The organism is Pedobacter sp. GW460-11-11-14-TSB4 (assembly GCF_059423705.1).
On record NZ_JBWKYI010000015.1, the window covers coordinates 1 to 20,201 of the forward strand.

At 39.8% G+C, this 20,201-nt stretch carries 13 protein-coding genes and 1 rRNA gene; 3 read left to right on the forward strand and 11 right to left on the reverse strand.

Annotated elements, in window-relative coordinates; genetic code table 11:
• Both rrf and AC07YT_RS15280 read left to right on the forward strand, forming a co-directional pair.
• Window positions 1-73 (forward strand): 5S ribosomal RNA (rrf, locus tag AC07YT_RS15275); the annotation flags it as partial.
• A gap of 893 nt (window positions 74-966) precedes the next feature.
• The gene (locus AC07YT_RS15280) at window positions 967-1,947 is read left to right on the forward strand and encodes an acyl-ACP desaturase (protein ID WP_086547398.1); all 981 of its coding nucleotides are present in this window, start codon (window positions 967-969) and stop codon (window positions 1,945-1,947) included.
• Window positions 1,948-2,151: 204 nt separating this feature from the next.
• Here AC07YT_RS15280 and AC07YT_RS15285 read toward each other — a convergent pair whose 3' ends face one another.
• From AC07YT_RS15285 to pafA, 4 genes are all read right to left on the reverse strand, one after another.
• Complete coding sequence (locus tag AC07YT_RS15285; protein ID WP_086547397.1) at window positions 2,152-3,072, reverse strand: MBL fold metallo-hydrolase; 921 nt, start codon at window positions 3,070-3,072, stop codon at window positions 2,152-2,154.
• Window positions 3,073-6,462: a methylmalonyl-CoA mutase family protein gene (locus AC07YT_RS15290; protein WP_086549386.1), complete on the reverse strand. Its 3,390-nt coding sequence runs from the start codon at window positions 6,460-6,462 to the stop codon at window positions 3,073-3,075.
• A gap of 130 nt (window positions 6,463-6,592) precedes the next feature.
• Window positions 6,593-6,961, reverse strand: a complete 369-nt coding sequence (locus AC07YT_RS15295; protein WP_086547396.1) for a VOC family protein — start codon at window positions 6,959-6,961, stop codon at window positions 6,593-6,595.
• Window positions 6,962-7,261: 300 nt separating this feature from the next.
• Window positions 7,262-8,920, reverse strand: a complete 1,659-nt coding sequence (gene pafA / locus AC07YT_RS15300; protein ID WP_086547394.1) for an alkaline phosphatase PafA — start codon at window positions 8,918-8,920, stop codon at window positions 7,262-7,264.
• Window positions 8,921-9,276: 356 nt separating this feature from the next.
• On the opposite strand from pafA, the gene AC07YT_RS15305 reads away from it, so the two are divergent.
• Window positions 9,277-10,935, forward strand: coding sequence for a DUF3472 domain-containing protein (locus AC07YT_RS15305; RefSeq protein ID WP_086547393.1), 1,659 nt, complete (start codon window positions 9,277-9,279; stop codon window positions 10,933-10,935).
• A gap of 43 nt (window positions 10,936-10,978) precedes the next feature.
• Here the strand turns inward: AC07YT_RS15305 and AC07YT_RS15310 are convergent, their stop codons facing one another.
• The 7 genes from AC07YT_RS15310 to AC07YT_RS15340 all read right to left on the reverse strand — a co-directional run bounded on the left by AC07YT_RS15310 (window position 10,979) and on the right by AC07YT_RS15340 (window position 20,190).
• The gene (locus AC07YT_RS15310; RefSeq protein ID WP_086547392.1) at window positions 10,979-12,268 is read right to left on the reverse strand and encodes a bifunctional folylpolyglutamate synthase/dihydrofolate synthase; all 1,290 of its coding nucleotides are present in this window, start codon (window positions 12,266-12,268) and stop codon (window positions 10,979-10,981) included.
• A gap of 376 nt (window positions 12,269-12,644) precedes the next feature.
• Window positions 12,645-13,484: an energy transducer TonB gene (locus tag AC07YT_RS15315; RefSeq protein ID WP_086547391.1), complete on the reverse strand. Its 840-nt coding sequence runs from the start codon at window positions 13,482-13,484 to the stop codon at window positions 12,645-12,647.
• A complete protein-coding gene (locus tag AC07YT_RS15320) occupies window positions 13,484-13,885 on the reverse strand; it encodes an ExbD/TolR family protein (protein WP_025144642.1) in 402 nt (133 codons plus the stop codon). The genes AC07YT_RS15315 and AC07YT_RS15320 overlap by 1 nt, the downstream gene beginning before the upstream one ends.
• Window positions 13,885-14,589 carry a MotA/TolQ/ExbB proton channel family protein gene (locus tag AC07YT_RS15325; protein WP_086547390.1) on the reverse strand — a complete coding sequence of 235 codons (705 nt, stop codon included), beginning with the start codon at window positions 14,587-14,589 and terminating at the stop codon, window positions 13,885-13,887. The genes AC07YT_RS15320 and AC07YT_RS15325 overlap by 1 nt, the downstream gene beginning before the upstream one ends.
• Window positions 14,589-16,277 carry an HU domain-containing protein gene (locus AC07YT_RS15330; RefSeq protein WP_494945393.1) on the reverse strand — a complete coding sequence of 563 codons (1,689 nt, stop codon included), beginning with the start codon at window positions 16,275-16,277 and terminating at the stop codon, window positions 14,589-14,591. Before AC07YT_RS15330 ends, AC07YT_RS15325 begins: the two co-directional genes overlap by 1 nt.
• Window positions 16,278-16,841: 564 nt before the next feature.
• Entirely contained in the window at window positions 16,842-18,467 is a 1,626-nt protein-coding gene (locus AC07YT_RS15335; RefSeq protein WP_086547388.1) for a LamG-like jellyroll fold domain-containing protein, read from the reverse strand.
• An 85-nt stretch (window positions 18,468-18,552) separates the two neighbouring features.
• Window positions 18,553-20,190 carry a SusD/RagB family nutrient-binding outer membrane lipoprotein gene (locus AC07YT_RS15340; protein ID WP_086547387.1) on the reverse strand — a complete coding sequence of 546 codons (1,638 nt, stop codon included), beginning with the start codon at window positions 20,188-20,190 and terminating at the stop codon, window positions 18,553-18,555.
• Window positions 20,191-20,201: the final 11 nt, after the last annotated feature.

Genomic DNA, 20,201 nt, shown 5'->3' on the forward strand with positions numbered 1-20,201 from the left:
CGAACAGAGAAGTTAAGCCCACCAGAGCCGATGGTACTGCGGTAACACGTGGGAGAGTAGGTCGGTGCCAAATCTTATAAGAAACCCTTTAACAGCAATGTTGAAGGGTTTTCTTGGTTTATAACCTTTTGTAAAATAAACCTTCTACTTTCAATTACCATTAAGGAGTGAAGAAAGTTAAGGGATTGGATGTTCCTTAATGTCCTAAATGCCTTAATGGTAAAAGGATTGGCAGCAAGTTTTATTCACCATTAAGCAGTTAAGAAAGTTAAGTTTCTGGATGCTGGATGTCCCTTAATGTCCTAAATGCCTTAATGGTAAAAGGATTGGTAGCAAGCTTTATTTCAACCATTAAGGAGTTAAGGTAGTTAAGATTTGTTCCTGCAGATTACGCTGAATGTTTGCCATCTTTATTGACACATCTCCAGTCCAGGTTCAATAGCCCTGATGGCAGCGGAAATCCCTTTTGGGCAGCGGTAGATTGTTTATCATAAGGGTTTTCCAAAAGGATTACAGCGCACAGCAGGACAGGACCCGGCCTACATGGTGCAGAAATTGCGCTCCAAAACCTCGAAATGTATGGGCTATGATTTTAAGTCTCGTCTGCATACTCATAAGTCCAAATAGTTGTTTCTACCATTAAGCAGGTAAGGATTTGGATACCATGTTTCTTAATGTCCTAAATGCCTTAATGATAAAAAGAATTATAACAGGTTTATTTCAACCATTAAGCCGTTAAGGTAATTAAGGGATTGGATGCCCTTAATGTTACGCTCTAAATCGTCAGATATTTAATCATCTGGATGATGCTACCATGTAAGTTAAACTATGCTTTTAACCTTTTAAAGCGCGATGTTGATAATTTAGGCCTCTTTTAAAACTCATTTAATGCTAAATATGTTAATATCACAAGGTTTGCTGTAATATTTGGTTATCTTTGTTGTTAACAATATATAAACAAAAGTAATGAGTTTTTTTGCAGATAAAAGAAGGGAAGTAATGGTGCATATAGAAAAGTATATGCTGGAGATGATGGATACCTATCTAAAACCAATTGATACTAACTGGCAACCGTCTGATTTTCTTCCTGATTCTACTAGCGAAACATTTTATCAAGATATTAGAATTTTAAGGGATAATGCAAAGGATCTTTCTTACGATCTTGTAGCTGTATTAATAGGTGATACGATCACTGAAGAAGCATTACCTACATACGAATCGTGGTTAGCCATGGTGCAGGGACCAAGCATGAAGGAAGATGGCGGCTGGATGAAATGGAACAGACACTGGACTGCTGAAGAAAACCGTCATGGTGATTTATTGAATAAATATTTATACCTGTCGGGCCGTGTAGATATGCGCCAGATGGAAATCTCTACTCAATACCTGATTGCTGATGGTTTCGATATTGGTACCGGTCATGATCCTTACCGCAACTTTATTTACACCTCTTTCCAGGAGATGGCCACTAACATTTCACACAGAAGGGTAGCCTCTTTGGCAAAAAAAGACGGCGATACTTTATTGTCTAGAATGTGTGGGGTAATTGCATCGGATGAAGCCCGACATGCAAAAGCTTATAAAGATTTCATGAACCGTATTTTTGAGGTTGACCCTAATGAAGCGATGTTGGCTTTTGAAGATATGATGCGCCAGAAAATTGTAATGCCAGCGCATTTCTTACGCGAGGTAGGTTTGAAAATAGGTCAAACATTTGGTCACTTTACAGATGCTGCACAACGTTTAGGTGTTTATACCGCGATTGATTATGTTGAGATTATGCAACAGTTGATTGAAGATTGGAAAATTGAGGGGATGCGTGATTTAAATGAAGCTGGTGAAAAAGCCCGGGATTATATTATGGCTCTACCTTCGCGTTTATTACGTGTTGCTGAACGTATGAAAAACCCAACTATAGATTATAAATTTAGCTGGATTGCCGGATAAGAGCAATTGATAGATATATGGAAGCCCCGATGTAAAATCGGGGCTTTTTTTGTTGATTAAATATCTCTATAAGTAAGAGTCGTCACCCTGTACCGAACCTTCGGGATCAGGATCTATCTTGCAAGAAAGATGCTGAAATAAATTCAGCATGACGATCGCATTAAATAGGAGAACTAAAATCTTTAGAATTGAAATATTGAATTATCAATAAACATCTCCCTGTTTCGCAATATTAAATCCGTTCTTTAAAACCTGTTTTTGTGTAGGTAAATCCCAAAGTAAAGGGTTGGTATGATTGAAGTGGATGAAGAAAATTTTATGTTTAATGGCAATATCTTCTTTATCAAATAAGTCTTCTGTTTCGGTTACCAGTGGGTGAGGTACTTCTGAAATAGGTCGATTACCAAGTTCGGCATTGGTATAAAATGTAGCATCGAGCATGGCTACATCCACTTTTTTTACTTCTTCAATAATACTTTTGTCCCATTTGCTCCATTTATCAATATCTGGGATGAAAAGATACTTCTTTACAAGTGTTTCTATCTTAAAACCAGCTGTTTCCGAAAATTCGTCGCGGTGAGGTACGGTAAATGCAGTGATCTTATTTTCTGCTATGGCAAGGGGATTATTTGCCTTCAGTTCGATAAGGTTGATATTTTTTAAGGAAACCAATTGGCTCCATGGGCCGTTTTCTGTTAAAAAAGATTTGAATTTGGGGAGTACATACACATTTAGATTGCGTGTGGCCATTACCTCTCTGCCGAATTCCATGAGGCCTGTGTAATGACCAATGTGAGCATGTGTAAGAAATACGCCTTCTGGTAAATAAGGATAAGTTTCATTCGTTTTTTTTCTAAAATCCTGAAGTTGTGCCTTAATATCAGGTGTCGCTTCAAAAAGCCACCATTTTTTGGTTTTAGGATCTACCAAAGCAAGTGAAACCACATTTCTTCTTAACTTTTCATCTTTCCAGGCCATTTTACAGCAGTTTTTCTGACAACCCATGTGTGGGTAGCCACCATCCTGAGCCACACCTAATACCATAATAAATGATGACTCGGGCATTTTCTGAGCCGGGGCTTGGATCGCAAAGCCAAGTATGAAAATTAATAATAATGCCCTCATCTACATATTTCTTCTATACTGACCGCCAACTTCGTAAAGCGCTTTGCTAATTTGTCCTAACGAACATATTTTACAAACTTCCATGAGCTGCTCGAAAATATTATCGCCTGCTATGGCCGATTTTTGAAGTTGTTTTAAAAGATCTACTGCACGGTCTGCGTTACGATCCTGAAATTTTTGCAATGCCGAAATCTGGTATTGTTTTTCATCTTCTGTAGCGCGGATTACTTCTCCGGGAACAATAGTCGGTGAGCCATTCTTGTTTAAAAAAGTATTCACACCAACAATCGGATATTCGCCTGTGTGTTTAAGTGTTTCGTAATACAAGCTTTCTTCCTGAATTTTTCCACGTTGATACATCGTTTCCATAGCACCTAAAACACCGCCACGATCGTTGATGCGTTTGAATTCGGCAAGCACGGCATCTTCTACCAGATCGGTTAATTCTTCAATAATAAAGGCACCCTGTAATGGGTTTTCGTTTTTGGCAAGGCCCAATTCTCTGTTAATGATCAATTGAATGGCCATCGCTCTTCTAACAGATTCTTCTGTAGGGGTGGTAATGGCCTCATCGTAGGCATTGGTATGTAATGAATTACAGTTATCATATATCGCATAGAGTGCCTGTAAAGTAGTGCGGATATCATTAAAATCGATTTCCTGTGCATGTAAGGAACGGCCAGAAGTTTGGATATGGTATTTAAGCTTCTGTGATCGATCGTTTCCTTTGTATTTATTCTTAATGGCTTTAGCCCATATTCTTCTGGCTACGCGACCAATAACGGCATATTCCGGGTCGATACCGTTAGAGAAGAAGAAAGATAAATTAGGCGCGAAATCATCGATATGCATGCCCCTGCTTAAGTAATATTCAACAAAGGTAAATCCATTGCTCAGGGTAAAGGCCAGCTGCGAAATGGGGTTAGCACCTGCTTCGGCAATATGATAGCCCGAAATGGATACCGAATAGAAGTTCCTTACTTTTTCATCAATAAAGTATTTCTGGATATCGCCCATCATCCTTAAGGCAAACTCGGTAGAGAAGATACAGGTATTCTGTGCCTGGTCTTCTTTTAAAATATCGGCCTGAACAGTTCCTCTAACTGAACTGATGGCTTTGGTCCTGATCTTCGCATAAATATCGGCTGGTAAAACCTGATCGCCGGTAACACCTAAAAGCATCAAACCTAAACCATCGTTTCCTTCGGGTAAAGTACCATTGTATGATGGTCTTGGTATATTTTTCGCCTGATAGATGGCATCAATTTTAGCCTCAACTTCTTTGGTTAAATCATTTTCGATAATGTATTTTTCACATTGCTGATCGATGGCGGCATTCATGAAAAAGCCTAATAACATTGGGGCCGGACCGTTAATGGTCATGGATACAGAGGTTGATGGCGCACATAGATCAAAACCCGAATAGAGTTTTTTAGCATCATCCAAAGTGGCAATACATACACCTGAGTTTCCGATTTTCCCATAAATATCGGGACGAATATGCGGATCTTCTCCATAAAGCGTAACAGAATCAAAAGCGGTCGATAAGCGATGTGCAGGCTGACCCAATGAAACATAGTGAAAACGTTTATTCGTTCTTTCAGGACCACCTTCTCCTGCGAACATCCGTGTAGGATCTTCTCCTTCTCTTTTTAGCGGGAATACACCTGCAGCATAAGGGAATTCGCCCGGAAGATTTTCGGTTAACAGCCACCTTAATATATCACCCCAATCTTCATACCTCGGCAAAGAGACTTTCGGTATATTCAATTTTGAAAGTGATTCGTAAAATAAAGGTTGTTTAATCTCTTTATCGCGGACTTTATAAATGAAAAATTCTTCCTTGTATGCCCTTTTGGTATCAGGCCATTGACGCAATAAACGTTTGCATTCGCCATCTAACTGTTCTTCGAAGAAAGCATAAACCCCCTCTAAATCTCCCCCTGTTGGGGAGACTTTTGATTTGTCAGGTAAATTTGCCTCACTTAACAGATCAATTACACCTTTCAGTTGGTACATTTTGCGGGCAATGGTAGCCTGTTTATCTACCCATTCGTTATACATCTGGCTTGCTTCTGCAATTTCTGCCAAATAGCGGATGCGATCGGGAGGAATGATATAAATCTTCTCTGACTGATCTGAAGTGAGTTCCATTTTGGCCTTAAAATCAGTTCCGGTTTTTACCTTGATCTGCTCCATTAAGGCCACAAACAGGTTATTCATGCCCGGATCGTTAAATTGCGAAGCCATGGTGCCATAAACCGGAATTTCATCATCCTTGGCGTCGAAAATATTATGGTTGCGCTTGTATTGTTTACGTACATCACGCAAGGCATCCAAAGCACCTCTTTTATCAAATTTGTTAATGGCCACCAGATCGGCAAAATCAAGCATATCGATTTTTTCGAGTTGTGTTGCTGCACCAAATTCTGGCGTCATTACATAAAGTGATACATCACAATGCTCGGTAATTTCGGTATCGGATTGGCCAATGCCTGAGGTTTCTACAATAATTAAATCGTAACCTGCCGCTTTGCAGATATCGATGCTTTCCTGTACGTTTTTAGATAGCGCAAGGTTTGCCTGCCGGGTTGCTAAGGAACGCATGTAAACCCTCGGGTTATTGATGGCATTCATCCGGATCCGATCGCCCAATAATGCACCCCCAGTTTTCCTTTTTGAAGGATCGACGGAGATAATGGCTAAGGTTTTATCTTTCACTTCTACCAGAAAACGACGTACCAATTCATCTACCAATGACGATTTTCCTGCCCCACCGGTTCCGGTGATACCTAAAATAGGAGCGGTATTATTTTTAGAAAGTTTCTTTAATTCATCAACAAATTTCTGGGCACCTTCAGGATCATTTTCTGCAACCGTGATGGCTCCCGCAATGGCTTTGATATCTTTTGAAGGAATGGTTTCGAGCTCATTGGTGATGCTGGCTTTGGTAATAAAATCGGTTTGTACCAGCATATCATTGATCATGCCCTGTAAACCCATCTTGCGCCCGTCATCTGGAGAATATATTTTAGAAATTCCGTAGGCCTGGAGTTCTTCAATTTCTGAAGGTAAAATTACACCACCGCCACCTGCAAATATTTTGATGTGGCCTGATCCTCTTTCCTGCAGGAGATCGTACATGTATTTGAAATACTCAATGTGTCCGCCCTGATAAGAAGTCATTGCAATACCCTGAACATCTTCCTGAATGGCACAATTTACCACTTCATCAACTGACCGGTTATGGCCGAGGTGGATCACTTCAGCCCCTGAAGACTGGAGGATACGACGCATGATATTAATGGTTGCATCGTGCCCATCGAAAAGAGAAGCAGCGGTTACAAAACGGATTTTATTTTTAGGCTTATAGATTTCTACTTGTTGCATACTATGGGATTTTAGGGGTCGGTATGCGCTCATTACCGATCCTTGTTTCCAAATATATTTGGTACGCAAATGTACTAAAATAAGCAGCTTAAACAGCGAATACCCTATACCGTTATGGCTTTTGGTTCAGCTATAAATCTCGCCCGAATTGCAGTAAATAACCGTTATTGTCGTAAATGGCAAACTCTCTCATGCCAAATTCGAAATCTTCAAGCGGGTAACAAACTTCGCAGGTATCTTTTAAACTTTCCCAGAGGCTTTCTACTTCGTTTGTTTTGATATAAAGTGAGCCGCTCATAATCGGTTTGGGGATATTGTGGTGCACATTAGGGATACAGAACATGATTTCTATACCATCTTTCTGGAGACTTAACCAGCTCAGGTCATCGAATTTTGCAGCACAGCTGAAATTTAAAATTTCAGTATAGAATTTTAATGTTGCCGGCATATCATGCGACTCAAGCATGGGGGTAAGTTTGGTTGCGGTGTATGTTGCCATGATCTAAAATAAAACAAACAGTTCAATTTTTTTTAACATATAGGATATTTTATGAGGAGTTCATTTCAAGGAATAATTTATTTCGTAAAAGTTGATATGAAGGATATGTATAATTCGTTATTTTTTGTCTACAGCTCTTCCTTGCCTCGCCTCGCCGCCGTCGATGGGCTCCTTCTTTTTAGCGTCAAAAAGAACCAAAAAACGCTGGCTGAAAATTTTTCTTTGGAAGCTAGACGACTCTAGTTTAAATAAATACCGTAAAACAAAAAAAACTATGCTGGTGGGCATAGTTTTTTCGAATTATTTATTGGTAATCTCTGTGATCGGTTCTCCGACAGTACCATTTGGCATTTGAATATGGAGTAGTGCCGCCAGGGTAGGCGCAATATCAGTCATGTAATGTGTTTTGTTAGATGCGCCGGCTTTGATTCCCCAGCCCATAAAAACCAATGGGATATGCGAATCGTAGGGGTTCCAGTTTCCGTGCGTAGTACCTGTGCTGCCACCGTTAAACCAGTTTGGGGCTAATACATAATAAATATCACCGCTTCTACGGGCGTTGTATCCGTTTGTAATCATTTTTTTCTGGATTTCCTGAATGGTAGATTGTGATATTTTAGCAATATCAACTGCATTCTGGAAACCGTCTAATCTTTTTAAGAATTCTACCGATGCCGATTTAATTACATCAAAACTCACATTTCCCTTGTCTGTTTTGTCATGATCGAAAATAATCTGGTTATTCATCGATTTTAAAACAACATTGTTGACCTTAAATTTATCATTTAAATAAGCGTTTAATTTGTTTGCAATATCTCTATCGCTCACTACGCCTGAAGGTAATTTATTCTCCTGCATAAATCCAGGAACATGGGCAGCACCGTGATCGGCAGTTAAAAATACGGTATAGTTTCCTTTACCTACTTTTTTATCCAGGTAATTGAAAAACTCCTCGAAGTCTTTATCTAAACGTAAATAGGTATCTTCTGCTTCGACTGAATTCGGACCGTAAGCATGACCAACATAATCGGTAGATGAACAGCTTACTGCCAGGAAATCGGTAATGTTATCCTGTCCTAAATCTTCAGAAAGAATGGCCAATTTGGCCAGGTCTAAAGTGATGGTGTTACCGTAAGGTGTACTTCTGATGGCATCGAAGTTTTTATCAATGTTTTGGGTAAGCTGGTGAGGGAAGGTACTCGATTTTCCTTCGTAAGCTTTCTCATCTGCAGTGCTGTTTACATAAGTATTCATTGGATACAATGTTTCCCAGTTTTTTGCATAAAACTTATTGGCTAATTTCAGCTTATTGTAATCAGCAATCCAGGTGGGTACTTCTTTCATATAATAAGTACTGGTAATCCAGTTTCCGGTGCTGCCTTGATACCAATATGCCGCATTTGCCGCGTGGCCAGCCGGAAGGATCGAACCCCTGTCTTTTAATGAAATGCCGATTACCTTACCTCTAAAATTTGTAGCTAACCTCAATTCATCAGTAATGGTGGTGGTTAACATATTTTTAGGCGACATATTCCCTTCTGATGAAGGTGTACTGCCAACAGTAGTTACTGAAGAATCTTCAGTACAATATACATTCTTTTTAGTTTCAGGGTCATACCAGTCGTTGCCGATAATACCATGAACCGCCGGAACCGAACCCGTATAGATACAGGTATGGCCACATGCAGTATAAGTTGGGGTATAAGGGATAAATGTATTTTCTACAGAAAAACCCTCATTTATTAATCTTTTAAAACCACCGTTGCTGTAGCGGTTATAATAGCGGTATAGATAATCCCAGCGCATTTGGTCAACCACTAAGCCAACCACCAATTTAGGACGGGCAACTTCGGCAGGGAATGCTTTAGCAGTTGCTGTGGCAGGTTTTTTAGTTTGGGCTGAGGAAAGCGAAATCGAAAAAATAGAAATGGTAAAGATTAGACAGGATATTTTCTTCATTGTGTTTTAGTTAAAGGGCTAAAGTAATAACTTTTAAGTGAAGATATTTTGAAGTTTATGTAAAGATTTAGAAACTATTGCAATATTGATAGGCTAATCGGGTATGTAGTATTAATTACGCGCAAACGTTTGCCTTATTGATACAAGTCAAAAAGCGGTTAATTGGTTCAATACTTTGAATTTGAAGCGTAAAAATCATGTAATTCGGATTAGGTGTCTCATTTTTAGGTTGTTAAAATAATTATTTCAGGTCTAAAAGCGCAGTCAATCGTTTGTGTAGACAAAAAATAATATCAGCATAGTTTTATGAGTAGTTTTAATAACCAAATACATTCCTAACCTAATCTAAAAAAATTATGAAACCATTTACTTTTTTTTCCTGGTCGTTAACGGCTTGGATGATACTATTATTTTCCATGATGTCTTGTCAAAAGAACATTATTGCTGAAAATCCCCAATTATCAATACCCAAAATGAGTTCGGTGAATGCAGCTCTTGTCAGCGGAGAAAACGCTGCTCCATCAGAACATCTTTATTTTTCTTTTCCGTCTGATGCTATTGCCAAAATACATAAAATAAAAATTACACAATCTGCCAATGCCGAATATTTTTCTGTACATAATTATTCGGGTGGCTATGCAGGCTTACAGCAAACACCTGATAATTCCTTTGGAACACCAAACATCCTTATATCCTCATTATGGGATCCGAATACTGCTGGCGGGATCTATTCTGAAGTGGCTTATACGGGCCCACAAACCATTAGCAGCAGATTTGGAGGAGAAGGTGATGGATATAAAACAATCAATCCATACCAATGGGCGCTTAACACCTGGTACAATATAGCCTTAAGGGCATGGAAACGTGATGGGAAATTATATATAGGCACTTTTATCCAAAATCAATCGAGTGGTGTCTGGTTTCATACCAGTACATTGGCTATTCCTGAGCGCACCACCTTCCTGGGTTCGGGTAACGATGCGTTTTTAGAAAACTGGGTTGGAACTAATCCTGATTATGATGGAAGATATGTTAGAAAGGCATTTTTTAAAGATTGCTGGAACTTAAGCACAAGCAATACCTGGGTGAAACATACCAGCAGAAGTTTTAGTGCCAATGCTGGAGATGAAGGTAGAAACGGGATTTACGACAGGGCTTTTAATTCAGGTTATGATACTACTGAAGATGCTTATTTTATGGAACATGGAGGAAATACACAACCTAGTGCCGCTTTTGGTACAGGACGCACATTAAGCCTTCCGGCACAAAGCAACCAAGGCACTGCACCTACATTAACCATTGGAGAAGTACAATCTGCAACGGCTGTTGCCAGTGGTAATACGGTTACCGTAAACTGGGTAAACAATCAGCTCAAAAGTCCGCAACTTTCTTCAAAAATAGAATTACTAAATTCATCAGGTGGAGTAGTTAGTACGGTAAATGAGGTATTGCCTCAAAAAAGATCTGTAACCATTTCCAGTACCCTAGGAACAGGTAGTTATTCGGTTAGAATTACCCTTACAGATATTTTTAACCAGAATTCAACACCACTAACAGTGCCGGTTACCAATGGCATTTCAGCCAGTACATGGTATAAAATAAAAAATGCATCAAGCGGACTTTACCTCGCTATAGAAAATAACAGCACAGCTAATAGTGCCTTTTTAGTTCAAAGTACCAGTGCTACCGGAAATGGCCAGAAGTGGCAATTTAATACGCAGGGAACAAGTTATGTTATTGTTAATGCCAACAGCACTAAAGCATTGGATATTTCAGGAGGGGTACAGGCATTAAATGGGAATATCATTCAGTATACCGTTACCAATGGGGCAAATCAAAAATGGAATTTAATTCCTGTTGGCGCCAATAAATATGTAATTCAAAGTAATCTTTCGAATCACTATGTTCTTGACAATCCGGGTAGTGGTACAAGCAGTGGTACTAAGATTGTTCAGTATAGTATGAATGGTAATACGGGATCATCAAACCAGCAATGGCTACTGGAAGCACAGTAGTTTAATTATAAGCAAAGGGGATGATGGTATTGATCTCCTTTGCTTATATCGCTTCGGCTACCACAAACGTACTTCCACCAACAAAAACCAAATCTTTTGGATCGGCTGATTGAATGGCCTTTTCTTTGGCCTCGGCTACCGAAGTATAACTGTTTCCAATTAAATTAAATGTTGCCGCCTGTTCTTTAAGTTCATCAGCTGCTAAACCGCGTTCTAAATCTGGTTTGCAAAAATAGTAAGTCGCATTTTTAGGCATTAAGGATAAAACTTTCGAAATATCTTTGTCCTTTACCATTCCAAAAACAATGTGCAGGTTTTGATAATTGGTTTGCGTGATGTTTTTAATCACCTCGGTAATGCCCGCTTCATTATGGCCGGTATCGCAGATAACTAAAGGATTTTTAGCCAAAGTTTGCCAGCGTCCCTGTAAACCAGTTTGCTTTTTAACCTGACTTATTCCTTTGTAGATTGCTTCTTGGTCGGTTTTAATACCCGTTTTTTCATTCAGCACAGCCAGCGTTTCTAAAACCGTTAAAATATTTTTGTGCTGATAAACCCCGGTAAGATCACTTTGAAGATTTTTGTATTTAATTTCCCCTTTCTGATATACGGATAAGGAAAGTTTATTGTTCCTGATTTTAAAATCTTTCGCGGTTAATACGGCATCGGCAAAAACAATGGGTGCAGCTAGCGATTTAGCTTTGTTTATAAATACAGGAGCAGATTCTTCCTGTGTTTCGCCAATAACGACTGGGATATTTTTTTTAATAATACCTGCCTTTTCGCTGGCAATTTCTGCCAGGGTATTGCCCAGCATGTTCATGTGGTCGAGACTGATATTGGTAATGACCGAAATTTGCGGGGTAATGATGTTCGTCGAATCTAACCTTCCGCCTAAACCTACTTCGATTACCGCCACATCTACCTCGTGTTTAGCAAAATGATCGAATGCCATGGCCACGGTAACTTCGAAAAAAGAAGGCTCCGTTTTTTCGATCAGTTTTTGCTGATCTTTTACGAACGACACGACTTCAGTTTTGCTCATCATTTTTCCGTTGATGCGGATGCGCTCGCGGAAATCTTTTAAGTGGGGAGAAGTGTACAAACCTGTTTTGTATCCCTGTGCCTGCAATACGGAAGCCAGCATATGTGATGTGGATCCTTTTCCATTGGTACCCGCCACATGGATGCTTTTAAATTTATCCTGTGGATTATCCAAAGCCTTACAAAGAATAATGGTATTGGTTAAATCTTTTTTGAAAGCAGATGCGCCAACGCGGGTAAACATGGGCAGTTTACTGTATAAAAAATCAAGCGTTTGTTGGTAGTTCATAATATGGATCAAATATAAGTTGACTGGAGTTATTATGAAACGAAATGATGAGATTTCTTCCAAAGTTTTGGCTGGTTGTTTTGGGGGAAACTTCGGAAGTCTTTAAATGATTTTGAAGGTCTGTTGGAACATAGACCATATAGTATTGCGAGTTATCACCATGCTGACCTGTAACGAAGTGGAAAGCTACGAAGTAAACCGAGCCTTAAGCGAGTTCACCGAAGGTAATTTATTTTACAAGTAGAAATAGTATTTTCAATTGCCTTGTAGCTGCTAAGTGGTCAGCATCTTTCATGTTATAAACACCCTGAAATAAATTCAGGGTGACGATAATAATAAAAAAAAGGTCTGTGAGGACACAGACCATTTATATTTTTTATTTCACTTTGAAGTTGAATATCACAATCCCGGTTTGTACATCAGGTGCTGATTCTAATTTGTTTAAACTTGCGCCTAATACCGCCTGCTCACATTTTCTCCAGAGGGTTAAATCAGATAGGGTAGTGCCTTTTGCTCCTGCACGGGCCTGGACCACTTTACCGTTTTTATCTACACGAATTTGAACAGCAATTTTACCTGCGCTTTGTCCATCATCCTGTATTCGTGGGATGTCGATGAATTTTCTGCTCGCCAATGATAACTGCACGTTACCATTTCCGGAACCACCTTCGCCATAATTTGATGCTAACGGATCGCCATCTTTATCGCCCTGGTTGCCTGGTGTTTTTCCGGTTCCATCTCCCTGACCCTGGCCAGTATTCTTTTTGCCTTTGTAAAGTGCGTTTTGGTTAATTACCGGTTTGGCCGGTTTGTCTTCTGTAACCGGAGTTGGTGCCGCTGTGGTTGGTTTTGTAGGTTTGGTATTTACCGCAATGGCATCTTCCGTATTTTGCGTTTGAACTTCTTTGTCGCTGCTTTGGGTAGAGGTGGTTGGGGTAACTTTTTCTTCTGGCGTTACCTTTTCAGGTGGTTTGCCATTCGCATTTGGATCTGCTGATGGTTCTTCAATACTCGTATAATCATCGCCCATTCCTTCAGCAGAAGTTCCATAATTTACAACCATACCACCCATACCTACTTCTTCAGGTGGCTGGAAAGAACCAATCACAATAAAAAAGCTGATCAACAATAAAAAGCCCATAATTCCGCTTGCTATGGCAATGGCCTTAGGGTAATTGTTTTCCTCGTTAGGTACGTTTTGTGCTTTGTAGTTCATTATTTTTTAGGCTCAACGGCTACAACAAGTTTTAATTTTAATTTATTGGCAATATCGTTTACCACAAATCCATCCTGATAGGTCACATTGCGCGATACATATAAAAGAATGGTCATATCTGGTGCTAGTTTTTGGTATGATGCCAAAGTTGGCTCTAATTCTTCAATGCTCACTGGTTTTTTTTCAACGAAATATTTAAGGTTTTCGTCTATCGTAACCGTAACTGCTTTCTTGGCGGTAGATTGCTGCCCGCTTGATGATTGCGGCAATAATAATTTAACCACCGTAGGATTTACCACGGCAGAGGCCAATAAGAAAAACAACATCAGGAAGAACATAATATCGTTCAACGCTGAAGTATGTACTTCTACCGATCCTTTTGTTCTTTTGCGTAAATTCATTATTTGCCTGGTTCTTCTAGTAAATCAATAAAATCAATTGCATCGGTTTCCATTTTAAGAATGATTTTTTCAACCATAATGTTTAAAATGTGATACAGTACGTAAGCGATAATACCGATAATTAATCCGGTTGCAGAAGTAATCATTTTGGTATATAAACCACCAGAAATCGTACCGATTTCAATCGCACCTTTTATGGATACCTGGTGGAAAATCGTAATAACCCCCACAATGGTACCTACGAAACCAAGCATTGGCGCAATACCTGCAACAATACCCAATATGCTAATGTTCTTCTCTAATTTAGAAACCTCTAATTTACCCACATTTTCAATTGCACCTTCAATATCTTTAATCGGGCGACCAATGCGTTTTAAACCTTTTTGCAACATGCGCGAAAGCGGAGAGTTATTATTTCTTAAAAGCGACATTGCGCCCTCTAAATTTCCGGATTGAATATAAGACCTGATCTGACCCATCAGGTTCGATTCGTCTTTAGTTGCTTTTTTAATGGTTAAGTAACGTTCAACAAAAATAATCAAAGCTAAAAAAGCGAGAAAGGCCAATGGAATCATTACCCAGCCGCCTTTAAAAAGCAGATCGATAAAATGTAATTCTGGTTGTGGTTGTGTTACTGCCTGGTTAACCGCATTTGCGGTGTCTTGTAGTGCTTGTGTGGTGTCCTGAATTAATAAAGTTATCATTATGGTTGTGTGTTGTTAGATTTTTGTTGTACGAAATATCCTTTTCCTTTTAGTTTTTTCTGTAAAATATCTTTCTGTTCTTTAGCTTCTTTTTCAGTTGTAAAACTCGCTATACTTACCTTTTTTAAACGGCCGGGTACTTTTGCGATTTCAGCATTTAAACCGATTTTCTCCATTTGTTTAATAAATACCATTGCTTTTTTCTCTGATTGAAAAGACGCTGCAATAACGTAAAACGTAGAAGGACCAGGGTTTGGTACAATTTTATTTTCTTTTGGTGTTTCTACAATAGGTTTAACCACAGGTTTTGCCGCTACTTTTTTAAGGGTATCTGCTTTTTTCTGAACCTGATTGGCTTTTAAAATGCTATCTGTTTTAGCTATTGAATCCTGTTTAGCTTGTAAGGTATCGATAACAACCTTTGGCGAATCGACAATTGCTTGTTCCTGTTTTACAGGCGCTGTTGTTTCACCGGTGAATAATTCGGGCTTAACCAGATAAGTTATCGCTGCAATAACCACCAAGGCCAAAACGGCAATGGTAATCATCAGCCAGGTAGACATTCCTTGCCTCGTATCTTCTCCATGTTCAATTGGATCATGGCCAAAACGGTTTGGATGCTCAGCGTGCTGCTCTTTGATAAACGCCGGCGCCTCAATTACTGGCTCTTCTTTTTTAGCTTCGTCTTCTAAATTGATGTATGTTTTTGGTTCCTCTGTTTCCGACCTTAGCGAGAAACGACCTGGGTGTTCACTTTGCGGGATAACCGTTTCTGGGACTTCTACTGTATTGCCTTCTTCAGATGCAGCAGTATTTTCTGCAACATTTGTTTCATCTTGTGCATCGTCTGATTCTGGTGTTTCAATAGCAGGATGTTCAGTCGCGATATTTTCAACTTCCGATTTAGGTATTTCTACTTCGTCAACAGTATTTGCTAGTTCTTCTTCCTCAGTTGGTGTTTCAGCCGATTCAGGCGTTTCAATCGCATGTTGTTCGGCAGCAATATTTTCTACCTCCGATTCTGGCGTATGACCAAAACGGTTTGGATGTTCTTCGTGCTGTTCTTTGATAAAATCAGGCGCCTCAGTAATTTCTGCTGCAGCGTTTTCTGTGTGTTTTAAAGTGTTTTTAAGATCATCTTTAACTTCATCCAGTTCAATATTTTCGATTATCGGGGCCTGGTACGACTTATTTTCAAATGGAGAAGTTACCGCCGGTGCTTCCGCAATTTCATCATAAACTTCTTCCTCTGGTTGAGGTGAATCGGTTTTTGTTTCTTCAACTGCGGTTTCTGCCAATGACGGAAGTCCGTAAAATTCAGAACCATAGTTCATGTTTTTAACCGGTTCGAAACCTAATCCTTGTTCGGTAAAAAAAACGCGGCCGGTATTTTGCAGTTCGGCCTCATGGTTTAGCTCTAATTTTTGATTGACTTCTTCAACAAACCCAGCGATTTGATTACGGGCATCTTCAATTGCAGTATTCGTTTTAGTCGAAATAAAATTGGCTAAAGCATCTTCTTCGGTTACTTCGGCCGAAAACTGCAGCGTATATCCGGGAGGCAAAAACGTTTGTTTTTCCTTATCGTATCTTCCCGGGTATTTCTTTTTATAAAAAGTGCCCAAGCCGGTAATACCAACTTCTTTGCGTTGCTGCAAGAGTTCTAACAGGTATGATAAGATATCCATTCGGGTAAAATTAAGCGTTTAAAATTAAAAATTATATTCTACCTTCAAATAGTGTCTATGGGTGCTATTACACATCCTATTCCAATAAAGAGACAAAAACGAGTACAGTTTTGTTATTTTAGTCATGAAAAAAATCACAGTTTTTTAAACCTATAGCTGTATCCGTGCAAAGATAACGGTTACAAAGATAGAAATGGTATGCTAGTAAGCAAATGGCTAAATCGATATAATATCTAATTTGAAGCTAAAGCCTAAGCCATAGAAGCGCTTAACGATAGAAAAGCGTATGTAGAAAACGAAGAGGGGGAATTTAAAAGCGGCTGTATCATGAAATAAAAACAATGTAGATCTGTCTCGTTGAGCTGATAAAGTATGTAGGCTTGCCTCGTGCAGGCTACTATTGATAGATTAAATAGAAAGGTCGTCATTGCGGGGAGGAGCAACAAAGCAATCTTTTATGCTTGCGAGCCTCTGCTATGAAGATTGCTTCATCCAATGAAAAATTGGCTTCGCAATGACGACCTCTTCTTAGGTTTTTTGGTAATTAACAATTATGAAAAGCGCCTATAAACAAGGAACGGTAGTAAACCAATCGGTACTTTCCATATTAAGTAAGCTTGCAGTGTGCCCGTGCCCGGTTGCATCAGCAATGGTGGTTCCGGTACCTTCATCAAATTTCCAATAGGCCTCTAAGTTGGTACTGCTTGCACTTACACTACATTTGTTGGCAGAAATTGCCGACTGTGCCAGTGCCGATTTCCAAACCCGCATTTCATCAAACTGACCATTGAAACCTCTGTTGGCATCCCAGCTTCTCGAAATCTGGAACGTACCATTGGCAGCAATAGTACCAGTTGCGCTCATGCTGGCATCTAAAGTGCCATTGATGTAGATTTTCATGGTCGAGCCATCATATGTAGCCGCTATATGATACCAGGTATTGGCACTTAGGGCTGTAGCAGAATTTAGTTTTTTAGGTGTTGCACCACCTGTATTCAATACAAACTGTACTTTATTATTGGCTAAGGAAGCATCACCTAAACGGAGCAAAGCCACATTGGCGTCGCTCACTTCAATACCCATAATGGTTGAGATATTTGGAGCAGTAGCTTTAAAAGCGCTTGGTTTAACCCAGGCTTCGTAAGTTAAGCTGGTGCCTGCAAGATTAAAAGTATTCGAATTTAAATATTCATTTGTGCCGTCGAAAATCAATGAACGGTTTCCAGCTGCTGGTGGTGTACCTCCATTTCCATCGATACAGTTTGCTTTTACAGCAGTTGCAGAACCGTACAGGACGTTAGACATGGCCGATAATTTGGTTTGAGAGTTGTTCGCGACATTATAAACCATTGCACTGGTCAAACCATTATTTTTTACATAAGTGGCTACTGCTGCCTGATCGCTATTACCCAAATCAGTACCTAAGCCCAATTTACTTTTGGGTACACCAGCATTAATGTAAGGCTGTAAACGACCCGCATAATTGGTAGAAAAGTAAGTTTGCTCAAATACATAATCTAAAATATCGCCCAGTTTTTGGTTGTTATAAGTAGACGTAAAATAATTGGCCTGATTGAATGCAGCCATGGTAATCAGTTTGTCGGCACCCATACGTGCCCTCAACGCTGTAGCTGCCAGCACGAGCGAACCATCATTTGCAGTACAGGCAGAATACTCATCATCAATATCAATTCCATCTAAGCCATATTGCTGTACGGCATTGGCACATTGAATGGCAAAGGCATCAGCCTGGGCATAGGTGGTAAAACAGCCCCAGCCTGCATTTTGGTGATTCCCAAGTACATCGAGCACTACTTTTATGCCTAGTGATTTAAGATAAGCTACCTTACCCGAATTTAAAGTTTCCTGTACCTGCGGATTGAAGTATAGGGTAGGTGTGCCATTTACTGAATTGATATTCGCCGCAAAAATAACAGAAACACCAAATAACTGACTTGCTGAAGTTCCGTAGGTATAACAACCCGGATTTACAAAATTGTTACTGTTAACCTCCACGTAGGCGGTCATGAATGGAGCGGTTAATGCCAGGGCAGAAGCATTGGTTGCAGCCCGGGCTGTACTTTTGGAATTTAATTGGTTGTCTTCTCTTTCAGAATTGGCTTTTTTACAAGCGTACAACAAGGCGAAAGCTGTTAACAGCAATACGCCGAAAACGGTTAGTTTTCTCATAGGTTTAAAAATTTTGGTTAGAAATAGGTTTTTATAAAAACGGTAGGACAACTTACGTCATCCTACCGGGTAATGCTTGGGGCGATTAGAAATTCGGTTTATCGATATCCCACCATAATCTGGTACCGCCATTGTCTGGTCCGCCTAAAAGGCCAACTGCTTTAACCACCTCGGCGCTGTTACCATTTCCATATTCAGTTGATGGAAACGGTAATCTTCTGATCTGGGTTTGGGTATTGATACTTCCTGCACTGTTATTATTGGCTACTGCAAATAATTTAGGATAACCTGTACGTCTGTATTCACTCCAGGCTTCCTGTCCGTCAGGGAAAATAGCCAGCCATTTTTGTGTAATAATGCGCTCTAATTTTTGTTCATTGGTAGATGTAGGGTCCCATTTTACGGTTATTGTACTTACGGCTGCAGCATTGTTTCCGGCATTTTTTGGATCTACATAGGCTGTAGGTTTACTGGTTGCATCTGATAAATAACTTCCTGCAGCTACGCTCCATTGCTGTAAAGAGGTGGTAATTCCGGTTTCATAGTTGGTTTGTGCATCTCCTGCACCTGTCCAGCCACGTAAAGCAGCCTCTGCCTTTAAAAACCAAACTTCAGCAGCGGTCATTAAAATTTGTGGTGCTTTTTGTCCGATAGGTGATTTGGCATTATCGGTTGAGTTTAAAGTAGAATAAGTTTTATAACCTGCTTTACCCAAACCGTTAAATGAGGTATTTGCACCCGATCTGATTCCTACATATTGACCCGTAAATAAAGGATCGGTAGCAGGTCTGGCATAAACCGGTAAGCGCGGATCGTTATAACCCACCAGATACGTTTGTAAAGCTGCACCTAAGGCATTATCACCATCGTAAGCAACGGTAACCACCCATAAATCATTGTCCCTTGTACCCGATTGAGCTACCGCTGCATTATCTGCTGCAGTAGTTAATAAACCGCCAGGTGCACTTAAGGCTTTTTCGGCCTGAAGTTTAGCCGTCGCCGCGTCGGCCTTTACAATACGTGTAGCCAAGCGTAAACGTAAAGAGTTGGCTAATTTTAACCATTTAACCGGATCGCCAGCGTAGATTAAATCGCCCTTATCAAAGAAGGACGTTTTACCAGGATTGGCAGCAATATAGGCCTGTAAGTTATTGGCTGCTGTATCGATCTGTTTAAAAAAGGCATTATAAACCGTTTTCTGATCTTCATAAGGTGTAGATACCAAAGAAGAACCCGCGGTAGTATATGGAATCGGACCAAATTTATCTGTTACCCTGCTCATGGCCATTACCTGAACCAAAAGGGCAATTCCCCAGGCTTCAGGCGATTTGGTTTTTACCTCGCTCTGGCCGATTTTAGAAATCGGAGCCATTACATAGTTATACTGATCGTTAAAACCGGCACTGTTCCAGCCATCATTTAGTGAATAATTCATGTTGTTGATCCCGCCACCGAAAGGTGTAGGTGCCATCATGTAACCACTAAAAGCATCGGCACTGAGGTTTTGTGCAATCTGATAGTTGTGAAAAATTTCCTGCTCTATTGGACCAATTGCCGATTTTAAAAGCGCAGTAGTCTGCTCAGGTGAAAGTGCCGTTGGGTTGGTGTTAAAATCTTCAAAGTTTTTTGTACATCCAAAATTTAAGGACATCAAAGATGCCAGCAAAACAGCAGACAATCCTTTAATCCCGTTATTGGAGGATTTATGATATATAGTTTTCATGTTGTTTTTGA